Source organism: Candidatus Rhabdochlamydia sp. T3358, from assembly GCF_901000775.1.
Taxonomy (GTDB): domain Bacteria; phylum Chlamydiota; class Chlamydiia; order Chlamydiales; family Rhabdochlamydiaceae; genus Rhabdochlamydia.
The window spans coordinates 1-24,714 of the sequence record NZ_CAAJGQ010000015.1 but is presented as its reverse complement, the minus strand read 5'-3'; the positions used below and the strand labels follow the sequence as shown (position 1 = coordinate 24,714).

Annotated in this window: 26 protein-coding genes and 1 tRNA gene; 14 read left to right on the top strand and 13 right to left on the bottom strand. The window is 36.0% G+C overall.

All coding sequences use genetic code 11. The annotated features are described in order from the left end of the window. The first annotated feature begins 203 nt into the window (after positions 1-203). The 4 genes from RHTP_RS04525 to RHTP_RS04510 all read left to right on the top strand — a co-directional run bounded on the left by RHTP_RS04525 (position 204) and on the right by RHTP_RS04510 (position 3,259). Positions 204-554 carry a hypothetical protein gene (locus RHTP_RS04525; protein ID WP_138106941.1) on the top strand — a complete coding sequence of 117 codons (351 nt, stop codon included), beginning with the start codon at positions 204-206 and terminating at the stop codon, positions 552-554. An 82-nt stretch (positions 555-636) separates the two neighbouring features. Next, the gene (locus RHTP_RS04520) at positions 637-1,089 is read left to right on the top strand and encodes a regulatory protein RecX (protein ID WP_138106940.1); all 453 of its coding nucleotides are present in this window, start codon (positions 637-639) and stop codon (positions 1,087-1,089) included. A gap of 59 nt (positions 1,090-1,148) precedes the next feature. Beyond that, positions 1,149-2,135, top strand: a complete 987-nt coding sequence (locus tag RHTP_RS04515) for a glutamyl-tRNA reductase (protein WP_138106939.1) — start codon at positions 1,149-1,151, stop codon at positions 2,133-2,135. Continuing rightward, on the top strand, positions 2,123-3,259 hold the full coding sequence (locus tag RHTP_RS04510) for a DUF8173 domain-containing protein (RefSeq protein WP_138106938.1): 1,137 nt from the start codon (positions 2,123-2,125) through the stop codon (positions 3,257-3,259). Before RHTP_RS04515 ends, RHTP_RS04510 begins: the two co-directional genes overlap by 13 nt. Here the strand turns inward: RHTP_RS04510 and asnS are convergent. Together asnS and RHTP_RS04500 are read right to left on the bottom strand one after the other, a co-directional pair. Next, a complete protein-coding gene (asnS, locus tag RHTP_RS04505; protein ID WP_138106937.1) occupies positions 3,256-4,641 on the bottom strand; it encodes an asparagine--tRNA ligase in 1,386 nt (461 codons plus the stop codon). The two genes, RHTP_RS04510 and asnS, sit on opposite strands and share 4 nt — an antisense overlap. Next, complete coding sequence (locus RHTP_RS04500; RefSeq protein ID WP_171005734.1) at positions 4,638-5,504, bottom strand: deoxyribonuclease IV; 867 nt, start codon at positions 5,502-5,504, stop codon at positions 4,638-4,640. Before RHTP_RS04500 ends, asnS begins: the two co-directional genes overlap by 4 nt. 173 nt (positions 5,505-5,677) lie before the next feature. Here RHTP_RS04500 and RHTP_RS04495 point away from each other — a divergent pair, with 173 nt between their 5' ends. Further along, a complete protein-coding gene (locus RHTP_RS04495) occupies positions 5,678-6,163 on the top strand; it encodes a hypothetical protein (protein ID WP_138106936.1) in 486 nt (161 codons plus the stop codon). A 116-nt stretch (positions 6,164-6,279) separates the two neighbouring features. Continuing rightward, on the top strand, positions 6,280-7,374 hold the full coding sequence (locus RHTP_RS04490) for a hypothetical protein (RefSeq protein ID WP_138106935.1): 1,095 nt from the start codon (positions 6,280-6,282) through the stop codon (positions 7,372-7,374). A 20-nt stretch (positions 7,375-7,394) separates the two neighbouring features. Here the strand turns inward: RHTP_RS04490 and rpsD are convergent, their stop codons facing one another. Beyond that, on the bottom strand, positions 7,395-8,012 hold the full coding sequence (gene rpsD, locus RHTP_RS04485; protein ID WP_138106934.1) for a 30S ribosomal protein S4: 618 nt from the start codon (positions 8,010-8,012) through the stop codon (positions 7,395-7,397). Between the two features lie 162 nt (positions 8,013-8,174). Here rpsD and trhO point away from each other — a divergent pair, with 162 nt between their 5' ends. Next, the gene (gene trhO, locus RHTP_RS04480) at positions 8,175-9,113 is read left to right on the top strand and encodes an oxygen-dependent tRNA uridine(34) hydroxylase TrhO (RefSeq protein ID WP_138106933.1); all 939 of its coding nucleotides are present in this window, start codon (positions 8,175-8,177) and stop codon (positions 9,111-9,113) included. Here the strand turns inward: trhO and RHTP_RS04475 are convergent. Continuing rightward, positions 9,076-9,909, bottom strand: coding sequence for a hypothetical protein (locus RHTP_RS04475; protein ID WP_138106932.1), 834 nt, complete (start codon positions 9,907-9,909; stop codon positions 9,076-9,078). The genes trhO and RHTP_RS04475 overlap by 38 nt on opposite strands. A 32-nt stretch (positions 9,910-9,941) precedes the next feature. Here RHTP_RS04475 and RHTP_RS04470 point away from each other — a divergent pair, with 32 nt between their 5' ends. Together RHTP_RS04470 and RHTP_RS04465 are read left to right on the top strand one after the other, a co-directional pair. After that, positions 9,942-12,482: a DEAD/DEAH box helicase gene (locus RHTP_RS04470; RefSeq protein ID WP_138106931.1), complete on the top strand. Its 2,541-nt coding sequence runs from the start codon at positions 9,942-9,944 to the stop codon at positions 12,480-12,482. A 77-nt stretch (positions 12,483-12,559) separates the two neighbouring features. Continuing rightward, a complete protein-coding gene (locus tag RHTP_RS04465; RefSeq protein ID WP_138106930.1) occupies positions 12,560-13,651 on the top strand; it encodes a Fic family protein in 1,092 nt (363 codons plus the stop codon). On the opposite strand, the gene RHTP_RS08800 is transcribed toward RHTP_RS04465, so the two are convergent. Continuing rightward, the gene (locus RHTP_RS08800; protein ID WP_171005733.1) at positions 13,652-13,828 is read right to left on the bottom strand and encodes a hypothetical protein; all 177 of its coding nucleotides are present in this window, start codon (positions 13,826-13,828) and stop codon (positions 13,652-13,654) included. A 264-nt stretch (positions 13,829-14,092) separates the two neighbouring features. Here RHTP_RS08800 and RHTP_RS04460 point away from each other — a divergent pair, with 264 nt between their 5' ends. The 3 genes from RHTP_RS04460 (at position 14,093) to RHTP_RS04450 (ending at position 15,669) form a co-directional block, all read left to right on the top strand. Next, entirely contained in the window at positions 14,093-14,461 is a 369-nt protein-coding gene (locus RHTP_RS04460) for a hypothetical protein (RefSeq protein ID WP_138106929.1), read from the top strand. Positions 14,462-14,585: 124 nt separating this feature from the next. Next, positions 14,586-14,987: a hypothetical protein gene (locus RHTP_RS04455; RefSeq protein ID WP_138106928.1), complete on the top strand. Its 402-nt coding sequence runs from the start codon at positions 14,586-14,588 to the stop codon at positions 14,985-14,987. Positions 14,988-15,138: 151 nt separating this feature from the next. Next, a complete protein-coding gene (locus tag RHTP_RS04450; RefSeq protein ID WP_138106927.1) occupies positions 15,139-15,669 on the top strand; it encodes a hypothetical protein in 531 nt (176 codons plus the stop codon). On the opposite strand, the gene RHTP_RS04445 is transcribed toward RHTP_RS04450, so the two are convergent. The 3 genes from RHTP_RS04445 to pheT are packed head-to-tail and all read right to left on the bottom strand — an operon-like array spanning position 15,666 to position 19,598. Beyond that, entirely contained in the window at positions 15,666-16,136 is a 471-nt protein-coding gene (locus tag RHTP_RS04445; protein ID WP_138106926.1) for a methylated-DNA--[protein]-cysteine S-methyltransferase, read from the bottom strand. The genes RHTP_RS04450 and RHTP_RS04445 overlap by 4 nt on opposite strands. Before the next feature lie 44 nt (positions 16,137-16,180). After that, positions 16,181-17,182, bottom strand: coding sequence for a toxin-antitoxin system YwqK family antitoxin (locus RHTP_RS04440; RefSeq protein WP_171005732.1), 1,002 nt, complete (start codon positions 17,180-17,182; stop codon positions 16,181-16,183). 13 nt (positions 17,183-17,195) lie between these two features. Then, on the bottom strand, positions 17,196-19,598 hold the full coding sequence (gene pheT / locus RHTP_RS04435) for a phenylalanine--tRNA ligase subunit beta (RefSeq protein ID WP_138106924.1): 2,403 nt from the start codon (positions 19,596-19,598) through the stop codon (positions 17,196-17,198). A gap of 71 nt (positions 19,599-19,669) precedes the next feature. On the opposite strand from pheT, the gene RHTP_RS04430 reads away from it, so the two are divergent. Further along, on the top strand, positions 19,670-20,824 hold the full coding sequence (locus tag RHTP_RS04430; RefSeq protein ID WP_138106923.1) for a LysM peptidoglycan-binding domain-containing protein: 1,155 nt from the start codon (positions 19,670-19,672) through the stop codon (positions 20,822-20,824). Here RHTP_RS04430 and yidD read toward each other — a convergent pair. The 4 genes from yidD to RHTP_RS04410 all read right to left on the bottom strand — a co-directional run bounded on the left by yidD (position 20,821) and on the right by RHTP_RS04410 (position 23,898). After that, on the bottom strand, positions 20,821-21,030 hold the full coding sequence (gene yidD, locus RHTP_RS04425; protein WP_138106922.1) for a membrane protein insertion efficiency factor YidD: 210 nt from the start codon (positions 21,028-21,030) through the stop codon (positions 20,821-20,823). The two genes, RHTP_RS04430 and yidD, sit on opposite strands and share 4 nt — an antisense overlap. Beyond that, positions 21,024-21,863, bottom strand: a complete 840-nt coding sequence (locus RHTP_RS04420) for a class I SAM-dependent methyltransferase (protein WP_171005731.1) — start codon at positions 21,861-21,863, stop codon at positions 21,024-21,026. Before RHTP_RS04420 ends, yidD begins: the two co-directional genes overlap by 7 nt. After that, complete coding sequence (locus RHTP_RS04415; RefSeq protein WP_138106920.1) at positions 21,860-23,014, bottom strand: hypothetical protein; 1,155 nt, start codon at positions 23,012-23,014, stop codon at positions 21,860-21,862. The genes RHTP_RS04420 and RHTP_RS04415 overlap by 4 nt, the downstream gene beginning before the upstream one ends. Positions 23,015-23,106: 92 nt before the next feature. Then, the gene (locus RHTP_RS04410; protein ID WP_138106919.1) at positions 23,107-23,898 is read right to left on the bottom strand and encodes an RMD1 family protein; all 792 of its coding nucleotides are present in this window, start codon (positions 23,896-23,898) and stop codon (positions 23,107-23,109) included. Positions 23,899-24,001: 103 nt separating this feature from the next. Between RHTP_RS04410 and RHTP_RS04405 the strand changes: the two genes are divergently transcribed. Further along, positions 24,002-24,083, top strand: a tRNA-Leu gene (locus RHTP_RS04405). Positions 24,084-24,346: 263 nt separating this feature from the next. Here the strand turns inward: RHTP_RS04405 and RHTP_RS04400 are convergent. Continuing rightward, the coding region (locus RHTP_RS04400; RefSeq protein ID WP_171005696.1) for a transposase at positions 24,347-24,714 on the bottom strand (368 nt) is incomplete at its 5' end.

The following is a 24,714-nucleotide window of genomic DNA, read 5'->3' as shown; positions in this document are numbered from 1 at the left end:
TTTTTTCTCAAACGAAACTTGTACAACATTAAGAGGTCTTTTTACACTGTTTTTTTGTCTTATCTTTCCTATTCTTAGTTAATTAAACTCAACATTGGGGTTAGACTGGTTATGGATAACAAGATTAACCCCAACGCGTTTAGTAAATCCAGTTAGTAAAGTTGAAATAAAAGAGAATGGATCTTTAGTACATTTAAAAGCTTATGGATGGGTTAAATAAAGTATTCAAGATAGTTTCTAAAAAAGAAGACATTGAATACTGGGCAACAAATGACCTTAACATGAGCGAGTTACAGCGTTTAAGTTGTTCGGAAAAAGCTTGGAAAATTGAAGAATATCACAGAGGGATTAAACAATTTTGCGGTATTGAACGCTCTCAAGTTAGGACTGGAAAAGCTCAAAAAAATCATATTCTTTTTTCTTTAAGAGCTTTTTTAAGAATAGAAAGATTTTATTTTCGAGTAGGCATTACTTGGTTTGAAGCTAAATTAAGAATCGTTAGAGAAGCGGTTAGAGCCTATTTGAAACATCCTAAATACTTGCTAACTGCGTAACTCCTATTCAGATTAGAAGATGATTTTTTTATGAGCTTTTTTTATATTCCAATCTATCAAACTGCTAAAGAGATAATTTAATATGTCTTACTCAGAAGAAGACCGAGTAAAAAAACAAGCGTTTTTATACCTCGCAAGACGCTCTTTTTTTACAGAAGAGCTAAGCTTAAAGCTTGCTCAGAAGGGATTTTCTAAAGAGGTGATTGACAAGGTATTAGATCTGTGCATCAAACAAGGTTTTTTAGATGATCAAAAATTAACCCAGCAATTAGTAGAAAGGGCAAGAGATAGAGGATTTGGGTCAAAGGCTATTTGGTTTAAACTCTGCTGTAGAGTGGGGATAAACAGCTCTGTTTTACAACAAGTCATTTTGGAGACAGAAAAAAATCAATGGGTAAGTCTGCAAAAGCTTATCCAAAAAAAATCTCATCAAATCCAGCTTTTAGATCCTAAACAAAAGAATCGATGGATCGCAAAAATGCTCAGACGTGGTTATGGCTATGAGGAGATTATACGTTGTTTAGAAGAAGTTTAGTGGCTTTAAATTTCTATAACAAGGTATAACAACCATTTTCTTATGGTGCGGTTATCTGTATGCATATCGGGGTTTTAGGAATTAGTTATAAATCTGCTGAAATTGGTTGTCGTGAGCAAATTTTAGCGGCTTGTCAGAAACTGACTAACAAAGAACTTGTACAAGATGCAAGTTGGATTTTACTTGCCACTTGCGCTCGTGTTGAAATTTATTTTAGTGCAAGTGATCTAAGTGCAACGCATAGCGTATTATTAAATGCTTTGCGCTCAGAGATCTGCTTTGATTTAGAACACAAGCTATATGCTTATTTTGGTGTGGATTGTTTTTTGCATTTAGCACGGGTAACTTCTGGACTAGACAGTGTCATTCTCGGCGAATCAGAAATCCAGAGACAGGTGAAGGTAGCTTATCAATTAGCATCTAGAAAAAAACTGCCTCATGATTTGCATTTTCTGTTTCAAAAGGCCTTAAGATTGGGTAAAACCATTCGCACAGAGTTTCCTTTTGTAGAAAAAAATATTGGTATTGATAAAGAGCTATTTTTATTGGCAAAGTGCTTTAAGCTACATACATCTGCTGTTTTATTTATTGGTTATTCAGAGATCAACCGTAAAATTATTAGCTACTTTAAATCAAAAGGCATCAAACAATTGTCTTTATGTACACGCAATAGGCAAGCAGCTGTTGAATGGAGTAAAAAAGAAGATGTCTTACTACTTGATTTTTCTCAAATCGAATTAAGCTCTCAATTTCCCATGGTGGTTTGTGGAACTTATACAGATCACCCTATCTTGTATGCAAAGCAGTTTATTGATGCTAAGACGCGTTTAATCGTAGATTTAAGCATGCCCAGAGCTGTAGATCCGCTTTCTCTTTATCCTAAGATTAGCTTGTTAGATATAGGGCATATCAATGCGATCATTGAAACAAAACAACAAAAAAATTCTCTTCAGATTCAAGAAGCAGAAGCTATGTTATTTCAATTAGTTCAGCGTTATGTAGCAGTATTTCAAAGCAGCAAAAGAGGCTATGAATGCGTCGTATAATTCTATTTTTATTATTGGTTCCTGTTTTTCTCTGCTCTGCTAAGAAACCCAAAGAAATAGAAGATCATAGTATAATTATGATTCCCTCTCATGCAGTCTATGAAGGAGATTACTTTGCTGCAGGAGATAGCATAGAGATTTCAGGGATAGTTAATGGAGATGTGTATCTCATTGCTGGACAAGTTGTTGTTGATGGAGTGATTAATGGAGATCTGATCTGCTGTGCAGGGAGTGTGGATATTTCAGGAAGAGTATCAAATAATGCACGGTTATTAGCAGGTCAAGTTTTATTAAGTGGAGAAATCGGACGCAATATTACAGCTGTTGGGGGCAATGTTCAGCTACTCAAACAATCCTCTGTTGGAAAAAATGTCGTGATAACAGCTGGAAATGCAGATTTAGCAGCTCGTATCGGATCAGAGGTAACCGCTGTAGCTTCTCATTTACGTGTATCCTCAACTATTGGGCAAGACCTGCATGCTGTTGTAGGTTTAATGAGACTCACTTCACAAGCACGTATTAGCGGGGATGTAGACTATCGAAGCAACTCAGATGCATGGATTGATCAGGGAGCTACTGTAGTAGGAACAATTACCCAGCATCCTTCTTTTGTACGCAATTTGGTTAAAGGTACATGGATGCAAAAGGTATTAGTGGGCTCTAAACTGCTCACTCTTTCCATGAATTTCCTTTACAGCCTTGCTATTGCCTATTTATTACTGAGGCTCTTTCCTCGGAATTTACAATCAGCTCTTCTCTCTTTAAGAGGGCAGCCATGGCGTTCTTTAAGCACAGGACTAATTACATTGATTGTTTTGCCTCTTTGTTGTTTGTTGCTATTAATGACTGTTTTAGGGGTGCCATTTGCTCTAACTCTGATTGCTTTAAACATCGTAGGATTTTATACGGCTAAAGTGTACTTTATTTTCTGGGGATCGGATTGGCTGTCTAGCAAAATCAAATGGAGAATACACCGATTAGCGGCTTTTGCCGTGGGTTTGATTGCCTATTTAATCATAAGTTCTATTCCAGGATTGGGTAAAATCTTTTCCTTAGCTGCGATGGTTTTTGGACTTGGAGCTGCAGTTACGGCACAAACCAAGCGCTATCACGCAGGACTTTAAAATTCCGCGTGACCAGGAAACCTCGGAAAAGGGATCACATCGCGGATATTCTCCATCCCAGTGACAAATAACACTAGGCGCTCAAATCCCAAACCAAAGCCTGCATGTGGAACAGTTCCATAGGTGCGCAGTTGCATATACCACCAATAATCCTCTGGATGTAAACCAAAGGAGCGTAGTTTTCTTTCTAGAATATCTGGGCGCTCTTCTCTTTGAGCTCCTCCCATGATTTCTCCAATTTTCGGCACTAAGACATCCATAGCAGCTACTGTTTTCCCATCAGAATTTTCCCGCATGTAAAAAGCTTTAATTTTTTCTGGATAGTCGGTTAGGATCAGGGGTTTTTTACAGTATGTTTCTGCTAAATAGCGCTCATGTTCTGATTGCAGATCAATACCCCACTCTACAGGAAATGCAAAACTTTGCTCTGATTTTTGTAAGATAGCAATAGCTTGGGTGTAGGTTAGGTGAGCAAATTCTGTTTCAGCTACTTGTTGCAAGCGGGTCAACAATCCTTTTTCTATAAATTTCTCAAAAAAGTTTAAATCTTCTTGGCAGTTATCTAAAGCGTATCGAAGGACAAACCGCAAATAGGCTTCTGCGCATTCACGATTATCATTTAGATCAGCAAAAGCCATTTCCGGCTCAACCATCCAGAACTCAGCTAGGTGACGAGAGGTATTAGAGTTCTCTGCACGAAATGTAGGCCCAAATGTGTACACATCAGAAAGAGCGCAGGCAAATGTTTCAGCGTTTAGTTGTCCTGATACAGTGAGATAAGCTGGTTTATGAAAGAAGTCCTCTGTAAAATTCACACTACCATCAGAGTGCCTTGGTGGTTTATTGATATCTAATGTTGTGACCAGAAATTGTTTACCAGCTCCTTCACAATCAGAGGCGGTAATGATTGGCGTGTGTAGATATAAGAACCCTCTTTGTTGAAAAAATAGATGAGTTGCAATAGAGAGAGCATTGCGTATTCTTGCAATGGCCCCTTGTGTATTCGTACGTGGACGCAAATGAGCAAGAGAGCGCAAAAATTCAAAGGAATGTCGTTTTTTTTGCAGAGGATACTCTTCAGGGCAAGTACCGAAAAGATGAATAGCATGGGCTTTTAATTCCCAGCGTTGTCCTTTGCCTAAACTCTCTACTAATTCACCTGTTACTGAAATAGATGCTCCTGTAGAAAGCTTTTTTAAGAGCTCTTCATAGGAGGGAAGTGAGTCATCTGCCACAATTTGCAAAGAAGAAAGTGTAGAGCCGTCATTTAGTTCAATGAAGCTAAAACTTTTTTGTGCTCTAATTGTGCGAATCCATCCGCATACGGTGATCACACTGCCTATTTGAGAGGATTGAATCGATCGAATTTTACTATGTTTCATAAATCTGCAAACTCTCTTAACATGGCGATTTCTTTTTTCCAAAGAGGGGGGCCATCGGGGGTTTCTAAATATTTAGGAAGACGGCGAGTTTTAGGGTGTTTCATCAGTACTTTAAAACACTCTATACCAATCTCTCCTTTGCCTAAAGGAGCGTGTCTATCGCGACGAGATCCTAAAGGTTTTAGCGAGTCATTGAGATGAAAAGCGTATAGGTGCTTCATCCCGACAATTCTTTCAAAGTCTTTCAAGGTCTTTTCCCAGCCATCTTTTGTGCGGATATCATAACCTGCTGCAAAGATATGACAGGTGTCTATACACACGCCAATAGGGATTTTTTTATGTAGTTTTTCAATTAGGTAAGCTAAATGCTCAAAGCAATATCCCACTGTAGTTCCTTGGCCCGCGGTTGTCTCCAGTAAAAGGCGAGTAGCCCCATGAGAGATAAGCTCTTCGAATTGCTCTAAGCTAGCTACAATATTATTAAGACATTGCTCTTGTGTTGCTCCTACAGCAGCACCAGGGTGAAAGTTTAAAAAAGAAATCCCTAGTTTTTGACAGCGGATTAACTCTTCTTCAAAGGCCTTCTGGCTTTTATGTAAAACAGATGGATTAGAAGAGCCTAAATTAATCAAATAACTATCGTGGCTCATCAATTGACAAAGACCGGTAGCCTTCACAGCTTCTTGAAAAAGCTCCGCTTGCTCTTGAGTAATCTCTTTACCAGACCAGCGTTTTTGATTACTGGTAAAAAATTGTACAGTAGTAGCACCGATTTCTTGCCCCATCCAAATAGCATTTTGAGCTCCGCCTTGGGCTGAGGTGTGAGCACCGATTAATAACTCAGAGCTAGGGATTTTAGACATTTAGGGTATCCGATTAGATTAAAATATGGTCTATCCTAATTTATAAGTGGCTTAAATGTCTAGAGGGTCTTCATAGCTTTCAAGCAAGTTTTAAGTCTTAAGTTATTAAATTAATTAAATCTTATTATAAGACATTTATAATATAAGCATATAAATAATAAAAAAGGTTTAATATGAATATTAATTTAGCTAGTTTTAATAACTTATTCATTGCAATAGACAAGGGTTCTGATTATATTCCAGGGATTAGCAGTTTAACGAATATATGTTGTATTTTCCAAAAAGGCATCCTTTCCCTTACAAGTAAGAAAGGCTTTGTAGAAAACAACTATACTTCCCATGTTTATCACAAAAATTTGTCTCGATGTTTGATTGCATGTGTGCCTATTTTAGGGAATATTACTCTAGCTATCTATGACGATCAAAAAATAGTAGAAGGTAGGGAACTACCAAAAACCGATCCTATTCAAGAGCTTGTAAGAGAAATTACAGAGCTAAAGGAAAAAAATAAAAATTATTTGCGTTATGCACAGTCACATCCTCTACCTCGAGGTGGAGTATTTCATCTAGCACCACAGTATTTCCTTGAACTTGAGGAACTTACTAAGAAACTAGCGTTACTTGATCCTCATCATCCTATGCGTTATAACCCATATTGAAATGTGAATTAATATAACTAGAAATTGTTATGATAAATTAATAATTAATTAACAATTATATAGTATAATAGTTATTTAATAATCTTAATAAGTTAATTTAAATAAAAAGCAAAAATATGATAAAAATTTTAGAAACTTCTATTCAGGTTCCAGGAAAGGTTGTATCGGATAACCTAGAAAAGAAAAAGTCAAATATTTTTTTTAATGAGTATTTTAAACCTGAGAAAATAGAAGTAGCTCAGAGAGCCTTTTATGATTTGAGCTTTGACCCTGATTTTTCTGAAACAGGAGACCATTTTCATAAAACTGGTTTTTTTCATTTCCTTATCAAAATGGTTTGCAATACCATAAAATATTTTTTTCAAAATCCAAGAGAAAAAGCTTCCCAGGAAGAAGAAAGAGCTTTTCAAGAATTAATACAAATAGAAAAAATCTGGCAAAATGCTGCTCAAGCCAAAGGGATGTTATATCCTGAGGATACTGATACTATTAATAAAACTTTTTGGCAATGTAAAGCCCCTCACATTTGTGATTTAAAAGAATACCAATTCTTTAAACAGTTATCTAAAATAGCCAGCATGAATGAATCTGTTAAGCAAGTTTATTCTCGTGAGTTGCTTAAGCCGGTACATGCTTTTAATCGTCCACAAATACCTGATCAATGCAAAAAAAATATTTTAAATCAAGAAGATACAGGCAAAGAAATTCGTAACGGAGATGTTGCTCGCCTAAGCACATGGGGCTTTATATTATTAGATAATCACACAACAAAAAACTACCGTATAACACATAAAGTTTTTTTAGAATCAATAGATACAGCTGGAAATGCTTTAAAGCTCTCTATACGAAAGTTGAGACTTGCTCTTCGTGAAGGAAATTATGAGACATTTAATGAAAGACTAAAGGACTTTAAAGTAGATTGGAATAAATATATAGAATCTCATCAGCTTCTAAAAGAGCTATCTACTGTGTATTCACAAGAAGATTTTTTTGAGAAGAAATATCAGATTATGGAAAATCTCTATCAAAAGATGCAATATTCCGATGTGTATCACAAAGAAGATGTCTTAACAATTATCAATGATGAGTTCAGAGAAATATCCGATCAAGAGGAAAAGTGTTCAAAAAAACTATATGAATCCTTTTGCTCCAAGTTTCCTGATAGTGGTACGACCAAAGAATTCCTGGAAAAGAGAGCTAGCCTTCTTTAATTTAAGGCTAACTCGTATAATTAGTTATTGTGAGCTAAGAACTCGCAAATCAGTGGTACATTAATCAAAATAGGAAAAGGTACCTGATCGATTGCAGGAGGGATGAGAAGTTGTCCTGAAAAAGTGCTAGCATCCAAAGATAGGTACTCAGGGATATCACCAGAGCTAATTACGCTTTTTTGGATTTTATCATTTTTTTGAGACTTTTCTTTGATAGAAATCGTCATTCCCGGACGGACAAAAAAGGACCTACGGTCTACTTTCTTTCCATTTACCAATACATGTCCATGAGATACTAGCTGCTGAGCTGCAAAAATGGTCGGTGCTAATTTCAAACGGTAAACCATATTATCTAATCTGCACTCTAATCTCTCGATAAAAACAGCAGGGGTGTTTCCCTTTGCTTTGGAAGCTTCTTTATAGTAGCGTACAACCTGAGTGGTGGTAAGCATGCCATAAACAGCTTTTAGCTTTTGTTGCTCTTCTAGCTGAAGGCCATAATCAGACTTTTTCTTTCTTTTACTTCCATGCATTCCAGGAGGATTTGGCTTATGTAGTAACGGATTACGAGCTTTGCCAAATATATTCGCTCCAAAACGTCTTGCAACACGATTTTTTGGGCCGGTGTATCGAACCATGATATCTCCTAATAAGACTTCTTACTTTAATGATATAAAGAGATGTATGCTAATCTACCCGTGATTTTTTGTAAATGGAGCTTTTTTCATTAAAAAATAATCTATGATATTGTCAGGTTTGCTTCTCAGCGCTATACTTCTCTCTTAAACAAGGGAATTACTATGAAAAAAGATTATTGGATTGTAGCCTATTATATCTTTACTCCCATTGAAGACCCCTTGGAAGAAGTAAAGAGATATCAAAAATTTCTAGAAAATAAAAATATTAAGTGTCGGATCTACATTGCTCATAATGGGGTTAATGCCCAAATGAGCGGTTATAAAACCGATATCCAAGTCTATATAGATTGGATCAAACAGGACGCACGTTTTAAAGAAATTTCTTTTAAAATAGATTCTTACCATGAGCATGTATTCCCTAAAGTCTGCATAAAATTTCGTAAGCAGCTTGTCGCCCTAGATGAAGAGGTTGATCTAGGGTTAACAGGTAAACATCTTTCTCCTAAAGAATGGAAAGAGATGTTGGAAAATCGCGATGAGGGTGTTTTGTTGCTCGATGTGCGCAATCAATATGAATCGGAACTTGGTCATTTTGAAGGAGCTGAGCTTCCTTGTTTAAAAAATTTTAGAGAGTTTCCTCCTTACGCAAAAGAATTAAAAAATCATTATGATCCTGCCCAGACAAAGGTTATGATGTATTGTACCGGAGGTATTCGATGCGAACTGTATTCTGCTCTGCTGAAAAAAGAAGGTTTTACTGAGATCTACCAATTAGATGGTGGTGTGATTAATTACGGAAAACAAGAAAGTACCGCACATTGGAGGGGCAAGTTATTTGTATTTGACGATCGCTTATCTGTTTGTATAGATGAAAAAATAGATGAGGTAATCAGCCAGTGCGCTCACTGCAAAATAAGCAGTGATACGTATTATAATTGTGCAAATATGGATTGTAATGAGCTTTTCTTATGTTGTCCTACTTGTGCAGAAAAACGCAAAGGCTGTTGCAGTGATACTTGTATGTCTGCTAATAGGGTAAGACCTTACCAGGCAGCTGTGCGCCCTAAGCCTTTTCGTCGGTATTCCAAAGAGAGCGAATAAAATTAAGCACTAGTTTTTGTGTCTCATCAAGTACAACGGTAAGTCCTGGTTTGATCCCCTCTTCGGAGAGCTCAAAGGCTTTCATAGTGTTACAAATGCGTCCATCAAGACGTATGCCTATTCCTTGAATGCCGATCATGTTTCCCCAATCTGCAAACATGGTAAGAGTTAGCTCACATGCGGTGATCAGGAAGAAAACTTGTTTATCTGGATGGGCAAAAATAAGCTCGAAGCACTTTTCCCCAATATAGTGAACGGTAGGAATGAATAAAGGAATGATATGAGCTTTATCAGGTAGAGCATTTACCGCTTTACCAATAAAACACTGACGACATACCGGATGATTGGGATCGTGAATACAGTCAGCTGAAAACCGTTTTGATGGGCATTCAAAAGGTTTATGACAATAGGAAAACCCTATGACAAACAGATGATTTTTATGAGAAGTTAAACGCTTTTCAAAAGTGGCAAGATCTTTTACTCCATAGAAGAAAAGATCTTGGTCCCGAGAGTAAGACTTTGTAAATAAAGAAGAGATAAAACGATAACTGTGTTTTATCGGCGCGCGAAAAAAATAGCGCCAAAAAATTTTTTTCTTATCACGGGTAAGTAAATATTTTGTGCTTTTCCATTTAAGGTTGCATGCGGTGTCTTTGGTAATACCAGGCATTTGTGGAAGAGAGGAAAGAGTTTTTAACGGATGGGTTTTTTGATAGGATTTTTGCCCTTGATCCCATTTTTCTTCTGCTTCTTTCCAGCTGGATTGATTGTTCCAAATCTTAAGTTTATGATTCATAAACTATGAATATAGTTTAAAAGGAGATATTTGTGTCAGAGCTATTTTACCATTTGGATATCTCTCAAAAACCTCAAATGGTTATTACACTATCAAAAAAATTTTCTAATCGAAAAGAAGCTTTGCTAACAGCTAAATCCCTTTTAGAAAAAACCGCACTAGATCTCTTATGGAAAAGAGCACCTATTCATGTAGAGGAGGGTATGCAGTTTCCTGTTTCCTCAGAAATTGCCTTTGAGTTGCTTAAGATGCTAAGTAGCACAGGTAGATTACTGTATAAAGGACAAAAGGTAATTATCGATCCTTTTACAAATGCAGAAGGGTTTGTTCAAGCAAAAGCCTTAAATAAGACACAAGTAGAAATCTGTGCAAGGTTTAAACTTGGTAGACAAGAAGAACCTTTAGCCAGCTGCAGAGCTGTTTTTTGGGGAAGTCCTCAATGGATTCTCTATGCTGGGGTTATACGGTTATTAGATACAGAGGTTTCTTTAAAATGGCTAAAAATTCCAGCGACTATTTTACAAGAAAAAGAACTGCAAGAGTTTCTAGAAGAAACAGAGGGCGTAACCTGGTTAGAAGAAGTTTCAGGTGATCCTTTGCCTTTTATCTGTTTAACAGATCGGCACGGAGGATTTGCTAATCTATGGTTTGATTATGGGATACGAGGAAAAATAGCAGCCTTTGAAGAAAAAGAGCTTTTTTGGCGTAAAAAGACCATAGAAAAGCAATGGGAACAAGATTTATTAGAAACTGATTTTAGTAAAAAAAAAGTGGGGGACTCCTCTTATTATTGTCCGCTGGATAAAGTAGCCAAAAGCATTACATTCTTAACCGAAATCGGTTGGAAAGTATTTGATCATCAAAATAAACAAGTAGTTTGTTTGGGGCAAGAAACTCTTTTGTTAGAAGAGCGCCCTCAAGCTTGGCTTGTACGCGCTGAGTTTGATTATCAAGGTCACAGAGCTAATTTACAACAGGTAATAGGAGCTTTCAATCGTCGATCCTGCTTTGTGGAATTAGCTGCTAATACAGTCGGTTTAATCGATTTGAAAAAAATAGAAGAAAAATGGGCGGATTTTTCAGAGCTAGAATTTGATCAAGAAGGAGTTCATCTTCCGTTTAGACAATTAGGATTGCTCTCTGAGCAAAAAAATCCGCTAGAGATCTTTAAGCAATTAAAGCATTCTCCTCAACCAGTTGCTCTAGGAGAAAAATTTAAAGGACAACTATTCACCTATCAGAATCAAGGTTTAAGCTGGCTTTCTTTCTTAGAGAAAAATCAAGTAGGAGGGCTTTTAGCTGATGAGATGGGTTTAGGTAAAACCATCCAAGTAATAGCCTTTCTCTCACAGCTAGAACTCAAACAATCTTGTTTGATTGTAGTGCCTACATCTTTGTTATTTAATTGGCAAAATGAATTTACTCGGTTTTTCCCTAGTAGTTCGATCCATGTACATGCAGGCAAAGAGAGAATGAAAACCCTTCCCCATATCCCATCCATCATTCTTACTTCCTATGCTGTTTTACGTATAGATCAGGCTTTGTTTACCTCTTTAGATTTTCAACTGGTCATTTTAGATGAAGCACAAGTCATTAAGAACCCAGATAGCCAAATAGCTGAAGTCTGTTTTCAGCTACAAGCAAAGATGCGAGTGGCTATTACAGGAACTCCCATAGAAAATAAACTAGAGGATCTCTTTTCGCTTTTTTATTTTCTTAACAAAGGGTTATTAGGTGAGCGTAAGCAATTCCAAGCAGAAGTGCTTGCATCTCAAATAGACAGTCGTTATTTAAAGCGCACGCAAAAGCTTATCAGGCCTTTTATTTTGCGTCGCACTAAAAAACAAGTAGCGCTTGATCTCCCAGAAAAACTTGAACAGACCATTTGGGTGGAAATGAGCGAAGAGCAGCGCAATATCTATGAAAAATATCTACAATCCACTCGTGTTAAGCTCCGGTCAAAAGATACCAATCAACAGATGCAGATCTTAGAGGCTATTTTACGTCTAAGACAAATTTGTGCCCACCCATTGTTGGTAGATCCTACTGCCCGAGATCTCTATCAATACAGCGGGAAATTTTCCAAGGTTATGGCCGATTTGGAAGAAGTGGTAGAAGAAAAAAGAAAGGTTCTCTTTTATAGTCAATTCACTTCCCTATTGCATCTGATGAAAAAAGAAGCTCAAAATCGGAATTGGAAGTACGTCTATTTAGATGGAAGCACAAAAAATCGAGAGCAGGTTGTATCTCAGTTTCAAGAAGATGAACAAACGCTTCTTTTTTTTATTAGCTTAAAAGCAGGGGGAGTTGGTTTAAATTTGACCAAGGCCGACTATGTCTTTCTTTATGACCCTTGGTGGAATACAGCAATAGAGAATCAAGCTATTGATCGAGCCCATAGATTGGGAAGATCTAGCCAAGTGATTGCTAGGCGCTATGTAACCGCTTTAAGCATCGAAGAGAAAATCATGCGGCTTAAAAGCCACAAACAACAGCTCTCCCAAACTCTTATGGAAGATTTAAGCAATGTAGAAGCCCTTTCTTTAGAAGACTTGATCCATCTGCTAGATTAAAACCATGAGTTATAGAGCCTTGCCCTATAACTCATATTCCTTATATATTTGAGTTATAGAAGAGAGGTCTATAACTCATGCCCTGGAACTGGGAATTACCCGACTGGCCCCAATTTAGCTACCATCTAGACCAAATAGCTCCAAAAGAAAGGCAATTTCTTTTAGAAGTAAACAATGCCTGTGCCTTTCTAAAAAATATAGGAGATCAGGAATACAGTCAGTTTGTTGTAGAGATTCTTAGCTTGGAGGGTCTAGAAAGTTCGAGAATTGAAGGGGAGTTTCTTGATAGAGAAAGCTTGCAATCATCAATCAAACAACACTTTAGCTTACGTGCATCTCCTAGACAAGAGACTAATAAAGAAGCTCGAATGGCTAAACTTCTTTGTGATGTGTATCAATCTTTTGATCAGCCATTGACTCAAGAGATGCTCTTTAGATGGCATTTTGAATTGTTTAATAATCAATCAAATATTGTTGATTGTGGAAGATACCGCACCCATATTGAGCCCATGCAGATTGTTTCTCATCGATACGGCTCTTCAAAAGTTTTCTTTGAGGCCCCTCCTTCAGCAAAAGTTCCTGATGAAATGGCAGCATTTATTAAGTGGTTTAACTCTGCAAGTGTATCTATTCTAGGGAAAGCAGCCATTGCTCATGTGTATTTTGAAAGTATTCATCCTTTTGAAGATGGAAATGGAAGAATTGGTCGTGTTTTAGTGGAAAAAGTTCTTTCTCAAGGTATTGGACACCCCATACTAATTGCTGTTTCAAAAGTATTAGAAAAACAAAAAAAGGAATACTATGCAGCTATTGAAAGATGTAACCGCACGCTGGAAATAGATCATTGGATTGCATTTTTTGCTGATGTGATCCTGCAGGCTCAAAGTCAATCAATGAACCTTCTGTATTTTTTGATTGAAAAGTCAAAGATGTTGACAGCTCTTTCTGGACAACTCAATCCACGTCAGGAAAAGGTTTTGTTAAGGATGTTTAAAGAGGTCTTAAGCGGTTTCCAGGGGGGCTTAAGCGCTGATAACTATATTGTGATAGCAAAGACCTCTAGAGCAACAGCAACACGTGATTTAGCAGACCTAGTCCATAAAAAGGCCTTAGTAAAAACCGGAGAGCTTCGGCACACCCGTTATTGGCTAAATCTGCGATATAAGTAATTATTCCTCTTTAATATCTTGTTCAATCATTTCTTTAGCTGCAAACTTAAGTGTTTTAAGTCCTTCAATAAAGCCAATTTCTTTAAGTAGAACATCGAGATAGCGCAGTTCTGTTTGAAGCTGGTCATTGACCGACTCTAGTTCGGAAATCTTTTTTAATAGTTCTTCTTTTTTCATAAATCCCTTCAATTAGGCAAAAAGGGGGTAAAATAATGCCTTTGATTTATCTGTATACATACTTAAACAAGGCTTTTTTTAGATATAGATGAAATTAACTCATATAAATGTTTTGAACACAACTCATTTATTTGTAATTAATTGCAGATATTAAAAATAGTTTTTTTAAATAAATTATTATGTATTTTAACTTTCATGATTTATTAACAATTGTTTGTTATAATAGAGGCTATTAATAATAAGAACAATATAAAAAGAGGATTTATGAGTACAAATGTAAATACAAGGGTTTTAGAATTAATAGGTTCTGTTTGGAAAGAAGTAAAAAAAGCTGCATCATGCCCCTGTTTTGCAAAAAGCGATCTAATCAATAGGATTTCTTTGGCAGCGATCAAGCAAGGCATTTCTAATTGCTGTGTAATAACAAAAAAACAAATAATTTGGTTAGCTCAAAAAATAAGCACAGGCAGCGGTTATTTATATAATATAGTCGTTAAAAAAGTGGCTAGTGTTTGGGAAAGCATTATTAAACCCCCTGAGTTTACGGTTAGCTTTGCTGATGATCGTACTCAGCTTTCTTTTTTTTCTAAATACAGGGTAAATTCCTATTCTTCTTTTTCCGATAGAGAATAATTCCTACTCTTCTGGATGGGGCAAGTTTTTTAAATTTATATATATCCATTACTTGCCTTATATTCTTCATAAAACATGTTTAAAGATCCTTCAATTTAACCAGTGATTTTTAAAAGGATGTATTATGAGTATTGATTTTCGAAAAGAGGTTTTTCACCCTAGAACTACTACTTTAACTGCAATAGGCGGGTGTATAGCAGGAAGGTTTTGTAGAATTTCCCCTTTACATGGGGCAATCTATGCAGTTGTTAGCCGTATAGCCTATCAAATTGCATATATGATTAATGATACTGTTTTCACTAAGTTTTATATTAAGCTCTCTGAGCTTAAAATAAAAAAAAGCTTTAAAAAGCTTATGGTCACGCCTTTAATGATGAGCAGCGCTTACTTAGGTTATACAGCAGGCAATAAAGCTCTTTCTCTAATAGGGAGACGAATTGCTTTTGAGACCGCAATAAAAGTTTCCCTGGTTTCAGGGGTTACAGGTTTTTTTTCCGGTTTATTAATTGATTTTATTAGGAGGTAGAAAAATTTATTTATAAAAATACTTCTTTAAATTGTGTTGGCTTGAATTATTTATAATATGTTATTACTTGTAAAATAAATTGTTATAATTTTATAAAAAGTGTAATTACTTTATAATAATTTTCTAACTAAATAATATAAGGAGCACATTTATGGATATTATCAATTTTTGTAAGGAAACCTGCCGTCCTCAAGAAACTGCTTTGTATGCAGTAGGTGGTTTTTTATCAGGTAGGTGTATGGGAATTATCTCTCCTATGGATGGGGCTGCTTATATGGTTGCTATTAGGATGGCTTATCTGGTTTCTCAAAAGTTTACTAACGAAGCATTGGACTATTTAGAACGGAAGATTTTTGATTTTGATAGATATCTAAGTAAGACACCTCAAAAAATTAACCCTAACAAACCTAGTTATCTTAACCGTCTAAAAAGCAGTGGTAGTCGTTTAGCTGCCCGTTGGGTAGGTTTTGTCGTCAGAGGTAACTTGTCCTTATTAAAACCACCTAGAAGCTTTATAAATGTTTATTTAAGCTATGGAGCAGGGAATGAAGCATTATATTTATTAGGAAAACAACCGGTTGGTTTATTAGCAGCAACAGGGATCTTTTTTTCTTCAGCAGTTTTTGCTGTTTTAGCTAGCTCGTCGATTGATTTAGCTAAAGCTAAAAAAGCTGCTTGTTAGAGAACTAAATCCATTTCAAATTGTAATAGAGCTTGTTTAATCGAAAGATCATAGGCAAAGCCTCCTATATTGTCAGCTGCTACTACTCGATGGCAGGGAATAAAAAGAGGGAATGGGTTGATTTTACAAGCAGATCCTACAGCGCGTGCTGCTTTTGGGTGACCAATTGTAGAAGCAAGGTTGCCATAAGTGACTAGCTGTGCAAAAGGTAGGTTTTGCAGATGAATCAATACTTTTTGGTAAAAGAGGGGAAGTTTAGGCAGGTTAAGACTTAGGGGGCTGGGATCTTTTCGATAACTGTACTGAGTTAACCATTTTATGATGGTTTGTGTTGTATCAAGATCGCATTCTTCTGAGATAGAGCATGCAAAATGCGATGACTTGGTTAGGGTTACTTTAGATAGAATGCTATCTTTGCATTCTATCTGTAAACAAATAGAGGGTCCTTGATTAAATGAATGTTGCATAAATTTTTTAGCGAAGAAGAGCTATCCTTCGCTTTTTAGTTGTGCTATCGAATGTGTATTTTTACATCTTCCGAGATATCTGCAACCATTTGATCCATTTGGTTATAATCATCAAACTTCTTTTTGTTGACAAGTTGTCCTGCGTAAAACCACTGTTGTTGGATATCGGAATCGGTATAATAAATAGTAGATCCGTGCTTAAGATCATTTTCCCAATTGATTTCTTGAGTTAGTAAATCACCATCGGTGTAATGTCTTTCAGTTCCATTTTTTTGGTTGTTTAAATAAGAAATTTCTAGATAGCGATTGCCGTTTCTAAAGTAAGTAGCTTTTCCGTGTAGCTGCCCATTTATCCATTCTTCTAAAGCAAGTGGCTCTCCGCTAGCTGTAAATGTTTGCTTATTCCCGCTGAGTTTGCCTAAAGCGTAATATGCGATTGATTCAGGGGCTCCATTAGGGTAATAAGTCTCTTTTTTTACTGTATAACCATCTTCAATTACTTCTTTAGAAAGCAGGGTTCCTGTTTGGTCTCGAGAAATACGAATCCCATCTCCCTTTTCCACTCGCGTTTCTATTTCATTTAAGGCAGTAAAATATTGTCCTTCTATGAGTTCATTTCCTGCATATTCTTCAACCATCATAGGACAACCTTCTACATACCAACTGGTAAGCGAGCAGCGCTGAGGGGAGAGTTGAATCCACTCTTGTAAAGGCATAGAATTAGAGTTGTAACTCGTTTCTTTAACTTTTTGTCCTTGATTATATACAATACATTTTTCAATCGCTTGACTATGGGCAAAAGTGTGAGTAGTAGGGCCGTGTAATTTACCATTTTCATAGGTTGCTGTAACAGTCACGCCATCGCTAAGAGCTGTGATTACTTGCCCTGGATAGTTATGCTCTTGCCATTCTTCTTTGGGGACAGGGTAGCCGTATTTATGAATATAACGCTTAGATATAACGCTTGTTTTATCATTGTTATCATGAACGCAGCCAGATAAGATAAAAGCCGTACCGCTCATAAGGATAAACAGGTGTCTTTTCATGATGAACCTCATTTTAAGATAAAATATGTAATTGCTCTAACTCCTTCATCACTGTTTCTATAATTCGGCTATGTTCTTTTTCAACGGCTTCAAAGGCAATGGTCTTAAGTTTATCGCGATAGAACAGACGAAAAGTTATGTTTTTTCTATCTTTGCCGATTTGAGAGCTTTTGTAAAGATCTAAAAGAGTAATTTTCTCAAGAAGTGAAGAAGAGTTTGCTTTAATGATTTCTAAAATAGAACTGACCGGTGTTTTATCCGCTATAGTAATGGTCCAATCCCTTTCTGAGCCAGGAAAAGAAATAAGAGGTTTAACAAGAGAGGTTTGTTTAATAAAAGGCGTAAGCTCTTCTATATTTATTTCTGCAAAATAGATTCGTTGTTCAATACCAAGTTCTGAACTATGCCTAGGATGTAGTTCTCCTAAAGAGCCAATAATACTATCTTGGCACATAATAATTGCTTGTCTATTGGGATGGAAATTATGTAGGTGTGAAGGGCTAAAGCTAATGGGTTCAACATGAAGAAGAGCGCACAAATTTTCAACGATCCCTTTTAAATCAAAAAAATCATAAGCTCGGGGTTTGGGGTCGATGTGATAAGGAGAACTTTTCCCAGTTAGAATCATTCCAATAGCTGATTGTTCAATATATTCATCCTTTAGATGGAAATGGATTTTACCTATTTCAAATCCTGATAAGTCTTGATTTTCTCGATCGTAGTTGTGTTTAACCACTTGTAAAAGGCCTGGCAAAAGGGAAGATCTTAAAACAGACTGATCAAGGGAGTGAGGTTGTAGAACAGAAATGGAAAAGCTAGAGGGAAGTGTGTTTTCAGAGGTCTTCTTAGACTGGTCTGGGCTGATCAGATTACAAGTTATGAATTCTTGAAGACCTTCTTCTAGCAGATAAGTGCGAAGTTGTTTTTCTAACTGATAAGCAGCGCAATGCAAAAGAGGGGAAGAAATATGGACAGGTGTTGTTTTGACAATATTGTTATAGCCATATAACCGAGCTATTTCTTCAATCAAATCGATTTCAGATTTTAAGTCATGTCGAAAAAAAGGAACAAGAACTTGAAATTGCTCTGTAGATTGCTCATTTACGTGCATACCCGCAGAAAAGAAGATTTTGAAAACATCTGAAGGGTTCAGTTGTGTGCCTAAAATGTGATTTATGCGCTTTGGCCTGCAAATCATTTTTTTTGGAGGAAAAGAACTTGTCTTTTGATCAATCATTCCTTTAACAATTTTTCCACCTGCAACTTTTTGTAGAAGATAGGCGGCATAATCTAATGCTTTAGGAATAAAATTAGGGTCTGTTCCTTTTTCGAATCTCTGTGAGGAATCGGTCTTTGTTTTAAGCCATTTACTACTTTTGCGAATGGACTGCGGAGTAAAATAAGCAGCTTCAATTAACACATCAGATGTCTCATCTGAAACAGCAGAACTCTTACCTCCGAGGACGCCTGCAAATGCTAAAGGTTTTTCCTTATCGCAAATCATCAAAACACCTGGAGGAATGAGACGAGTTGCTGAATCGAGTGTCTCTAATTCTGAAAAGGAGGTTGTGGAAGTGATTTGAAGAGTATGATCTGCAATGGTTTGGTAGTCAAAAATGTGCAAAGGTTGACCTAGCTCTTGTAAGATAAGGTTTCCAATATCAACAACATTGTTCACACTACGAAAACCCGCTTGCTCTAATTTTTTTTGTAACCAAAGAGGCGAAGGCCCTACTGAAACCCCTTGCAGCATTCTACAGGTATATCTTTCGCATTGTATTTGATCGAGAAGCTCTACCTTAATCAGATTTTCAATCGATATTTCCTCTTCTTGTAGAGAAAAAGAAGGGAACTTCAAGGGGATTTGTAAAAGAGCAGATAGATCCCGTGCGATCCCATAGACGCTCATAGCGTGACCTAAATTTGGAGTCAAAGACAGTTGAAGAACAGTGTCTTTAAATATCTCTTTTAGATCAGTGCCCTCTTCTATTTGATCAGACAGTTCCAAAATACCATCCGCACTATCTAAAAGACCCAACTCATCTGCTCCACAGAGCATACCATGAGACTCAATACCACGTAGCTTGCTTTTTGTGATTTTTACAGATTTGCCATCTAAACCAAGGATTGCACCTATTTGAGCTAAAGCTACACGCATTCCTGCACGACAATTTTCAGCTCCGCATACTACCTGCAGAACTTGCTCGCCATTGCTTACTTTAAGCACTTTTAAATGATCAGAATTAGGGTGAGAAACAACCTCTAAAATGGTCGCTGCTATCACATTGCTAAACTTAAGAGGAGATTCGATTACTTCATCTACCTCAATTCCACCTAGTGTTAATACTTGGCATAAATCATGAGTAGATAAGTTAATATCTATATATTCTTTTAAAGAGGACAATGAGACTTTCATAAAACAAAAAGACAAATTAGTATTAAACTGTAGATCTTATACCAAATTTGAATATCTTGGAACAGGAAATAATGCGCGCTAATTCTGAAAATAGCTCCTGGATTGTTCGTACAAAAAGACTTACCCAAGCTTTAATTGTTAGTGGAACATTGAATGTTAGTCTTTTAGGTACTTTTTTTTATTTTGTGATTAAAGATAAAAATGATTCTTTATCCATTGAATTAAAGCCATTGGCTACTGAAACAAAATTGCCAACTGCTAGCAATTTAGAGACCCTGCGCTCCTATTCTGTTTTATCCTATCAACAGCTTCTCCTCTGTTTAGAAAAACCAGATTTTATAGAGCAGGGTATTAAGAAAAGAGATCTTGCTCTTTCTTGCCTTGTTGCTTTCCATCACTTTAATTTAGATAAGGCTCTAGGAGGAATTCCTCTACAAAAAAGATCCATTCTCTTAAGTCAAGAAAAAGGATCAGAGATCATAGAAGTGCCTGTTTTTCCAGGACTAGCAGACTATCAATTTCAAGCGATTGTTCATTTTGCAAAAACAGAAAAGTGGCCCTTTACCTCCCAAGGTCTATTTTATGAACTAAAGCGCTCTACTCCTCCTTATCACTCTTCTTTGATTAACGCTTTTTCTCTTACCTCAGAATATCACAGTGTCTATATGCTTTTTTCTAAAACAGGGATTTCTTATTCAACAAACCAATTAATTGATTTACTCTGCGAAGGAGAATGGATGGATCTTACAAACTTTAGTTTATCTCAAAGAGTGGCTTTAGATTTATCCATGGAAAGATGTCGTTCATTTTTGTTGGCCTATTTGGAGAAAAGATCTAAAACAGCGGCTCTTCTACTATTGGAAAGCAGTCCAGAATTTTGTCTGCAACAGTTAGAAGATCGGCATATTTTACTTTTTTTTGATTTATTTAATCATTCTCCTTATCTATTAAAAAATTTATCTAAGGGGCTGCTTTCATCTCCGCGTACAGATGCTGTATGGCAACTAGCAGCACAAGCATTGGGCCATTCACAAATTCCGACAAAGAAAGTAGAAAAACCCGAGATAAAAAAGCCTCTTTATAAAACATACAAAGTACAAGCAGGGGATAACTTATGGAAAATCGCACGCACACATAAAGTGAGCATTAAAGAGATCATGCAGATCAACCAATTAGAAACGGATAAGATTCGTCCAGGGCGCTGTTTACAAATCCCTCTCCGCTAAGGAACAGGATCGTTGCCTCCAGGATGCCAAGGGTGGCATTTCACTATACGTTTTACAATCAACCACAGTGCTCTATATCCATGAGCATGGATGGCTTCTATTGCGTAATCAGAACAGCTAGGAAAAAAGCGACAACAATTACCTAGAAGAGGGCTAATGGTAAACTGATATAAGCGGATGCATAGAATGGGAATTTTTTTTAGCATGATATTTTTTTTTCTGCGCTAATCATATAGTAATCGATGAAACCTTTTTCATATGCTTCAACCCATTTTGGAGTATGGTTTTTCTTACTCATAGATTGCACTGCCCATTTGCAAAACCCGTGGAAAACAAAAGCTCCAATAGAAATTATCTTAATATTTTTAAAGCCAGCTTGTTCTAAAAAATTCTTAGCATCATCAATAGGAATGACAAAATGAGTTCCTATAACACCTGGAGGAATGAGATCTTTGATTTCTCTTTTACTTGTCTCCTTAGTAAAAAAAAAGGTGGTAATAGCAAGCACTCCATCCTCTTTTAATATTCTATAGCTTTCTTGCGCAAAATCGAAGAAACTATAGAAATGTTGAGCTGCTTCTATAGAAATTACAAAATTGAAGGTGTCTGATAAAAATCCTGAATGATTAGATAAACCCTGTTTAAACTTTGATGCAAGATTTGGGTAATTTCTCATGCATTTTTGAATCTGAGAAACAACTAAATCTATACCATAACTATTATGGCCATTTTCAGAAAGTAAGTGAACCCCATGCCCTCTTCCGCAACCTATCTCGAGTATAGTAGCTGTTAAAGCTTTATTAATTCCTGAAAAATCAAAGAGATTTTTATATAAGTCTAATTGGCTTTTTTCTCGAGCTTCTAATGGAATAGTATCCGGTACATACTTCCAATATCCAAAATTAATGCATCCCAATCTACATGTAGGAAATAATTCATTTGTCTCTTGAAGCCAGGTATCTGTTCCATAGCAATCGAGGATTTCATCAATTGCATCTTGATACGCAACACCATTTTTTGTATCGATTGGTATATTCAACTTATTGTTCCATGTTTGGCTGTAATAGATAAAGCTATAGTAAATAATATAGTTGTTGTTGCAAACAGAAAAATAGGGTTATCACCAATCAAAGTCATTGCTATTACACCCAATACTGCAGCTAATGATTGTACAACTTCTGCACAAGCAAATAGTGTTCCTCTATTTTGCGCATTGCTTTTACTGATAATAATGTCAAAAACAAATGGCAAATAGAAACCCCCAACTGCAGCTAAATGAATAAGTGATAGCCCAGTATTAATGAATTCATTTTTAGCAAAGAAATAATAAAGAAAATTTGTAAAGCTTAACATCATGCCAAAAGCATAAGAGTACGTGACAACAGATAAATGCGGGGTTTTTCTAAAAAACAAACTAAAGATCGTGCCTAATAACGCCCCAATACCAATCAAAGAAAAGAGGTTAGAGCTGTTTTTAAGAAAATCAACTTTATCAAATGTAGTAAAAAAAACAAGTTGAGCAAAAAGAAAACCTGACAATATAAGAGGAGATTTATTAAAATTTTTTATAAAAGATCTGTGCTTGGAAAGCACGCTCTTTTCTAGTGAATCGCTTAGTTGATAATATAAAAGAGGAATACTAAACAACAGCAAACCGATTATTAAAAATAAACGCTGATATTCACTCAACAAAATAAAAAAGGGGGCAAATATCCATGGAAGGTACTGAACTATCCAACTTATCCCAATTAATCTTGTTTCTGTAAGGTGTAATTTTGAATAAAAGTTGTTTGAGGTCTTAATAATTGTAGATTTAAAATTATCGATAAGAATAGCTCTAGCTGCAGGTCCAGGGTTAAATAATATTCCAGAGGCTAGAAGCAATAAAAAAGGTCTTTTCAAGTCATTTCTGAAAAAATAAGAAAGAATAAGAGTTACTAATGTAGAGCAGTGGATAAGTAGTAAGACTTTTCTTCTGGACCATATATCTGATAGTTTTCCTGAAAACCAAAGGCTAGTTGCTTCGAGTATTATATATGCAAAAAATTCTACAGAGAGTCTTTCTTTCCCTAAAATCAAAAATATATGAGCTAGAAGAAGTTCTCCTAAAAATATGGGAAGAAGAGAAGGAAATAATTTTATGGAGGCTTTTAATAGTGCATTAACAAGGCTATATCTATGACTTGACATTTTGTAATAACAAATTAAGATTTATTAAATTAATAAAATTTTATATATACACTAAGGGCAGTTCATAGACTATAAAAAATTTTTTTATTTAATTAAATAATGTGGAAGAGATCGTGGAGAACGGCCAAAGTTACTTCGATAAAAATAAGTAAGATGATCGTCCATTCCAAACGAGAGCTATGTTGATGATTAATCTCATTAGATAAGATTTGAAAGAGCTCATGCATGACATTGAGTTTTTTATTGAGGACCTCAACACGTTTATTGATATCGAGATAATGAGAGGTACGTCTATAGAAAGGTTCTAGTTCAGGGTAGTCCCAAAAGAATTCTGGAGTATCAAGACTTTCGCTATGTAAATTAATAAAATTACGCTCAATGAATATATAACCCATTTTCTGGTAAATCTCTTTACGAGAAAGGGGGATTTTGCCTTTTTGAGCTAAGTCGCTAGGGAGATGTTTTGTGCGCTCAATATTTTTTTGTACAAGATCTTCAAAGATAATCAATTTAACCGACTGAGCTAAACCATGTGAGATGGCTAGTTTGGTTAAATCATTTTGATTTTGCAGCATAATTTCATCTTCTTCGATCTTGAAAGTATCCCCATAGACATAGGTGAATTCATCTAGTTCTAATTTACCAGGATCTTTTTCAAAGGTTTTTAGAGAGTCCAGCATTTCTTTTTCTTCTTCTTCACTAAATCCCCAACAGACAATAACCCCATAAGAAAAGCAAAAAACATCCTTTTTTTCCTGTTTGTCTTCTTGAAGCTGGAGGTGGATTACATCGCGAAATAGCTGGCAGATGCCCATCCTCTGCAAGTATTGGAATAAACGAGGAATATCATAAGAAGAAGCTGTGCAATAACAGGTACAACGCATAAGTTTTTTCATATCGGCTAGTTTTAAATCTAACAATAGAGCAAGAGCAATTTTACTTGAATTGATTTTAACAAAACCATTAAGATCTTTTCTTGATATTCTTGCGGGGGTGGCGGAATTGGTAGACGCGCTACCTTGAGGTGGTAGTGGGTTTTCTCGTGGGGGTTCGAGTCCCCCCTCTCGCAATATTTCCAAAAGCATCCTAAGACGGATGCTCTTTCTCCGATTTTTTTAATTTTATTCTTTATTTTAGTTATACTAACGTTGTCCTTAAGCTGAATTTCTTTTGAGGATCAAATCGACCTGTCGAAATTTCAACAAGTATTCCCTCTTCACACATTTTTTTTAGTCTCGAACTGGTAGTTCTAGAAGTTACTTTCCATAGCTCCTGTGCTTTTTTAGGAAGTATCTCTTTATGTATTTTTAGATATACTCTAGAGATTTAGAATTAAGGATTTACAATATGAAATTTTTTAGAGAGGAGACTTTTTAATTCCTCTTTGAAAGTGGAAATATTTTCAAAAAAACTAAGAGTTGCTTTCTTGAATTCTACGAATTTTTCATAATATTGATTATTTCGAACTTTGCGATTCATGAATCGCCAAAGTCGTTCAATCAGATTAAGATTTGGAGAATAAGGGGGTAAGAACTTGATTTCTATTCTAGAGTTGTTGAGATGCTCAGAAACCAGTTTTGACCTATAATAACTTGCATTATCACATATCGCTATAATGCGTTCTGCATGGGGATATTGCTCTTCTAATTTCTGAAATAAGCTAATGGTAGATTGCGCATTTATATAATCTGCAACAATGG

Coding starts and splice junctions, on each gene's coding strand:
- RHTP_RS04525 (WP_138106941.1), top strand. CDS start 204: ATGGATGGGTTAAATAAAGTATTCAAGATAGTTTCTAAAAAAGAAGAC.
- RHTP_RS04520 (WP_138106940.1), top strand. CDS start 637: ATGTCTTACTCAGAAGAAGACCGAGTAAAAAAACAAGCGTTTTTATAC.
- RHTP_RS04515 (WP_138106939.1), top strand. CDS start 1,149: ATGCATATCGGGGTTTTAGGAATTAGTTATAAATCTGCTGAAATTGGT.
- RHTP_RS04510 (WP_138106938.1), top strand. CDS start 2,123: ATGCGTCGTATAATTCTATTTTTATTATTGGTTCCTGTTTTTCTCTGC.
- asnS (WP_138106937.1), bottom strand. CDS start 4,641: ATGAAACATAGTAAAATTCGATCGATTCAATCCTCTCAAATAGGCAGT.
- RHTP_RS04500 (WP_171005734.1), bottom strand. CDS start 5,504: ATGTCTAAAATCCCTAGCTCTGAGTTATTAATCGGTGCTCACACCTCA.
- RHTP_RS04495 (WP_138106936.1), top strand. CDS start 5,678: ATGAATATTAATTTAGCTAGTTTTAATAACTTATTCATTGCAATAGAC.
- RHTP_RS04490 (WP_138106935.1), top strand. CDS start 6,280: ATGATAAAAATTTTAGAAACTTCTATTCAGGTTCCAGGAAAGGTTGTA.
- rpsD (WP_138106934.1), bottom strand. CDS start 8,012: ATGGTTCGATACACCGGCCCAAAAAATCGTGTTGCAAGACGTTTTGGA.
- trhO (WP_138106933.1), top strand. CDS start 8,175: ATGAAAAAAGATTATTGGATTGTAGCCTATTATATCTTTACTCCCATT.
- RHTP_RS04475 (WP_138106932.1), bottom strand. CDS start 9,909: ATGAATCATAAACTTAAGATTTGGAACAATCAATCCAGCTGGAAAGAA.
- RHTP_RS04465 (WP_138106930.1), top strand. CDS start 12,560: ATGCCCTGGAACTGGGAATTACCCGACTGGCCCCAATTTAGCTACCAT.
- RHTP_RS08800 (WP_171005733.1), bottom strand. CDS start 13,828: ATGAAAAAAGAAGAACTATTAAAAAAGATTTCCGAACTAGAGTCGGTC.
- RHTP_RS04460 (WP_138106929.1), top strand. CDS start 14,093: ATGAGTACAAATGTAAATACAAGGGTTTTAGAATTAATAGGTTCTGTT.
- RHTP_RS04455 (WP_138106928.1), top strand. CDS start 14,586: ATGAGTATTGATTTTCGAAAAGAGGTTTTTCACCCTAGAACTACTACT.
- RHTP_RS04450 (WP_138106927.1), top strand. CDS start 15,139: ATGGATATTATCAATTTTTGTAAGGAAACCTGCCGTCCTCAAGAAACT.
- RHTP_RS04445 (WP_138106926.1), bottom strand. CDS start 16,136: ATGCAACATTCATTTAATCAAGGACCCTCTATTTGTTTACAGATAGAA.
- RHTP_RS04440 (WP_171005732.1), bottom strand. CDS start 17,182: ATGAAAAGACACCTGTTTATCCTTATGAGCGGTACGGCTTTTATCTTA.
- pheT (WP_138106924.1), bottom strand. CDS start 19,598: ATGAAAGTCTCATTGTCCTCTTTAAAAGAATATATAGATATTAACTTA.
- RHTP_RS04430 (WP_138106923.1), top strand. CDS start 19,670: ATGCGCGCTAATTCTGAAAATAGCTCCTGGATTGTTCGTACAAAAAGA.
- yidD (WP_138106922.1), bottom strand. CDS start 21,030: ATGCTAAAAAAAATTCCCATTCTATGCATCCGCTTATATCAGTTTACC.
- RHTP_RS04415 (WP_138106920.1), bottom strand. CDS start 23,014: ATGTCAAGTCATAGATATAGCCTTGTTAATGCACTATTAAAAGCCTCC.
- RHTP_RS04410 (WP_138106919.1), bottom strand. CDS start 23,898: ATGCGTTGTACCTGTTATTGCACAGCTTCTTCTTATGATATTCCTCGT.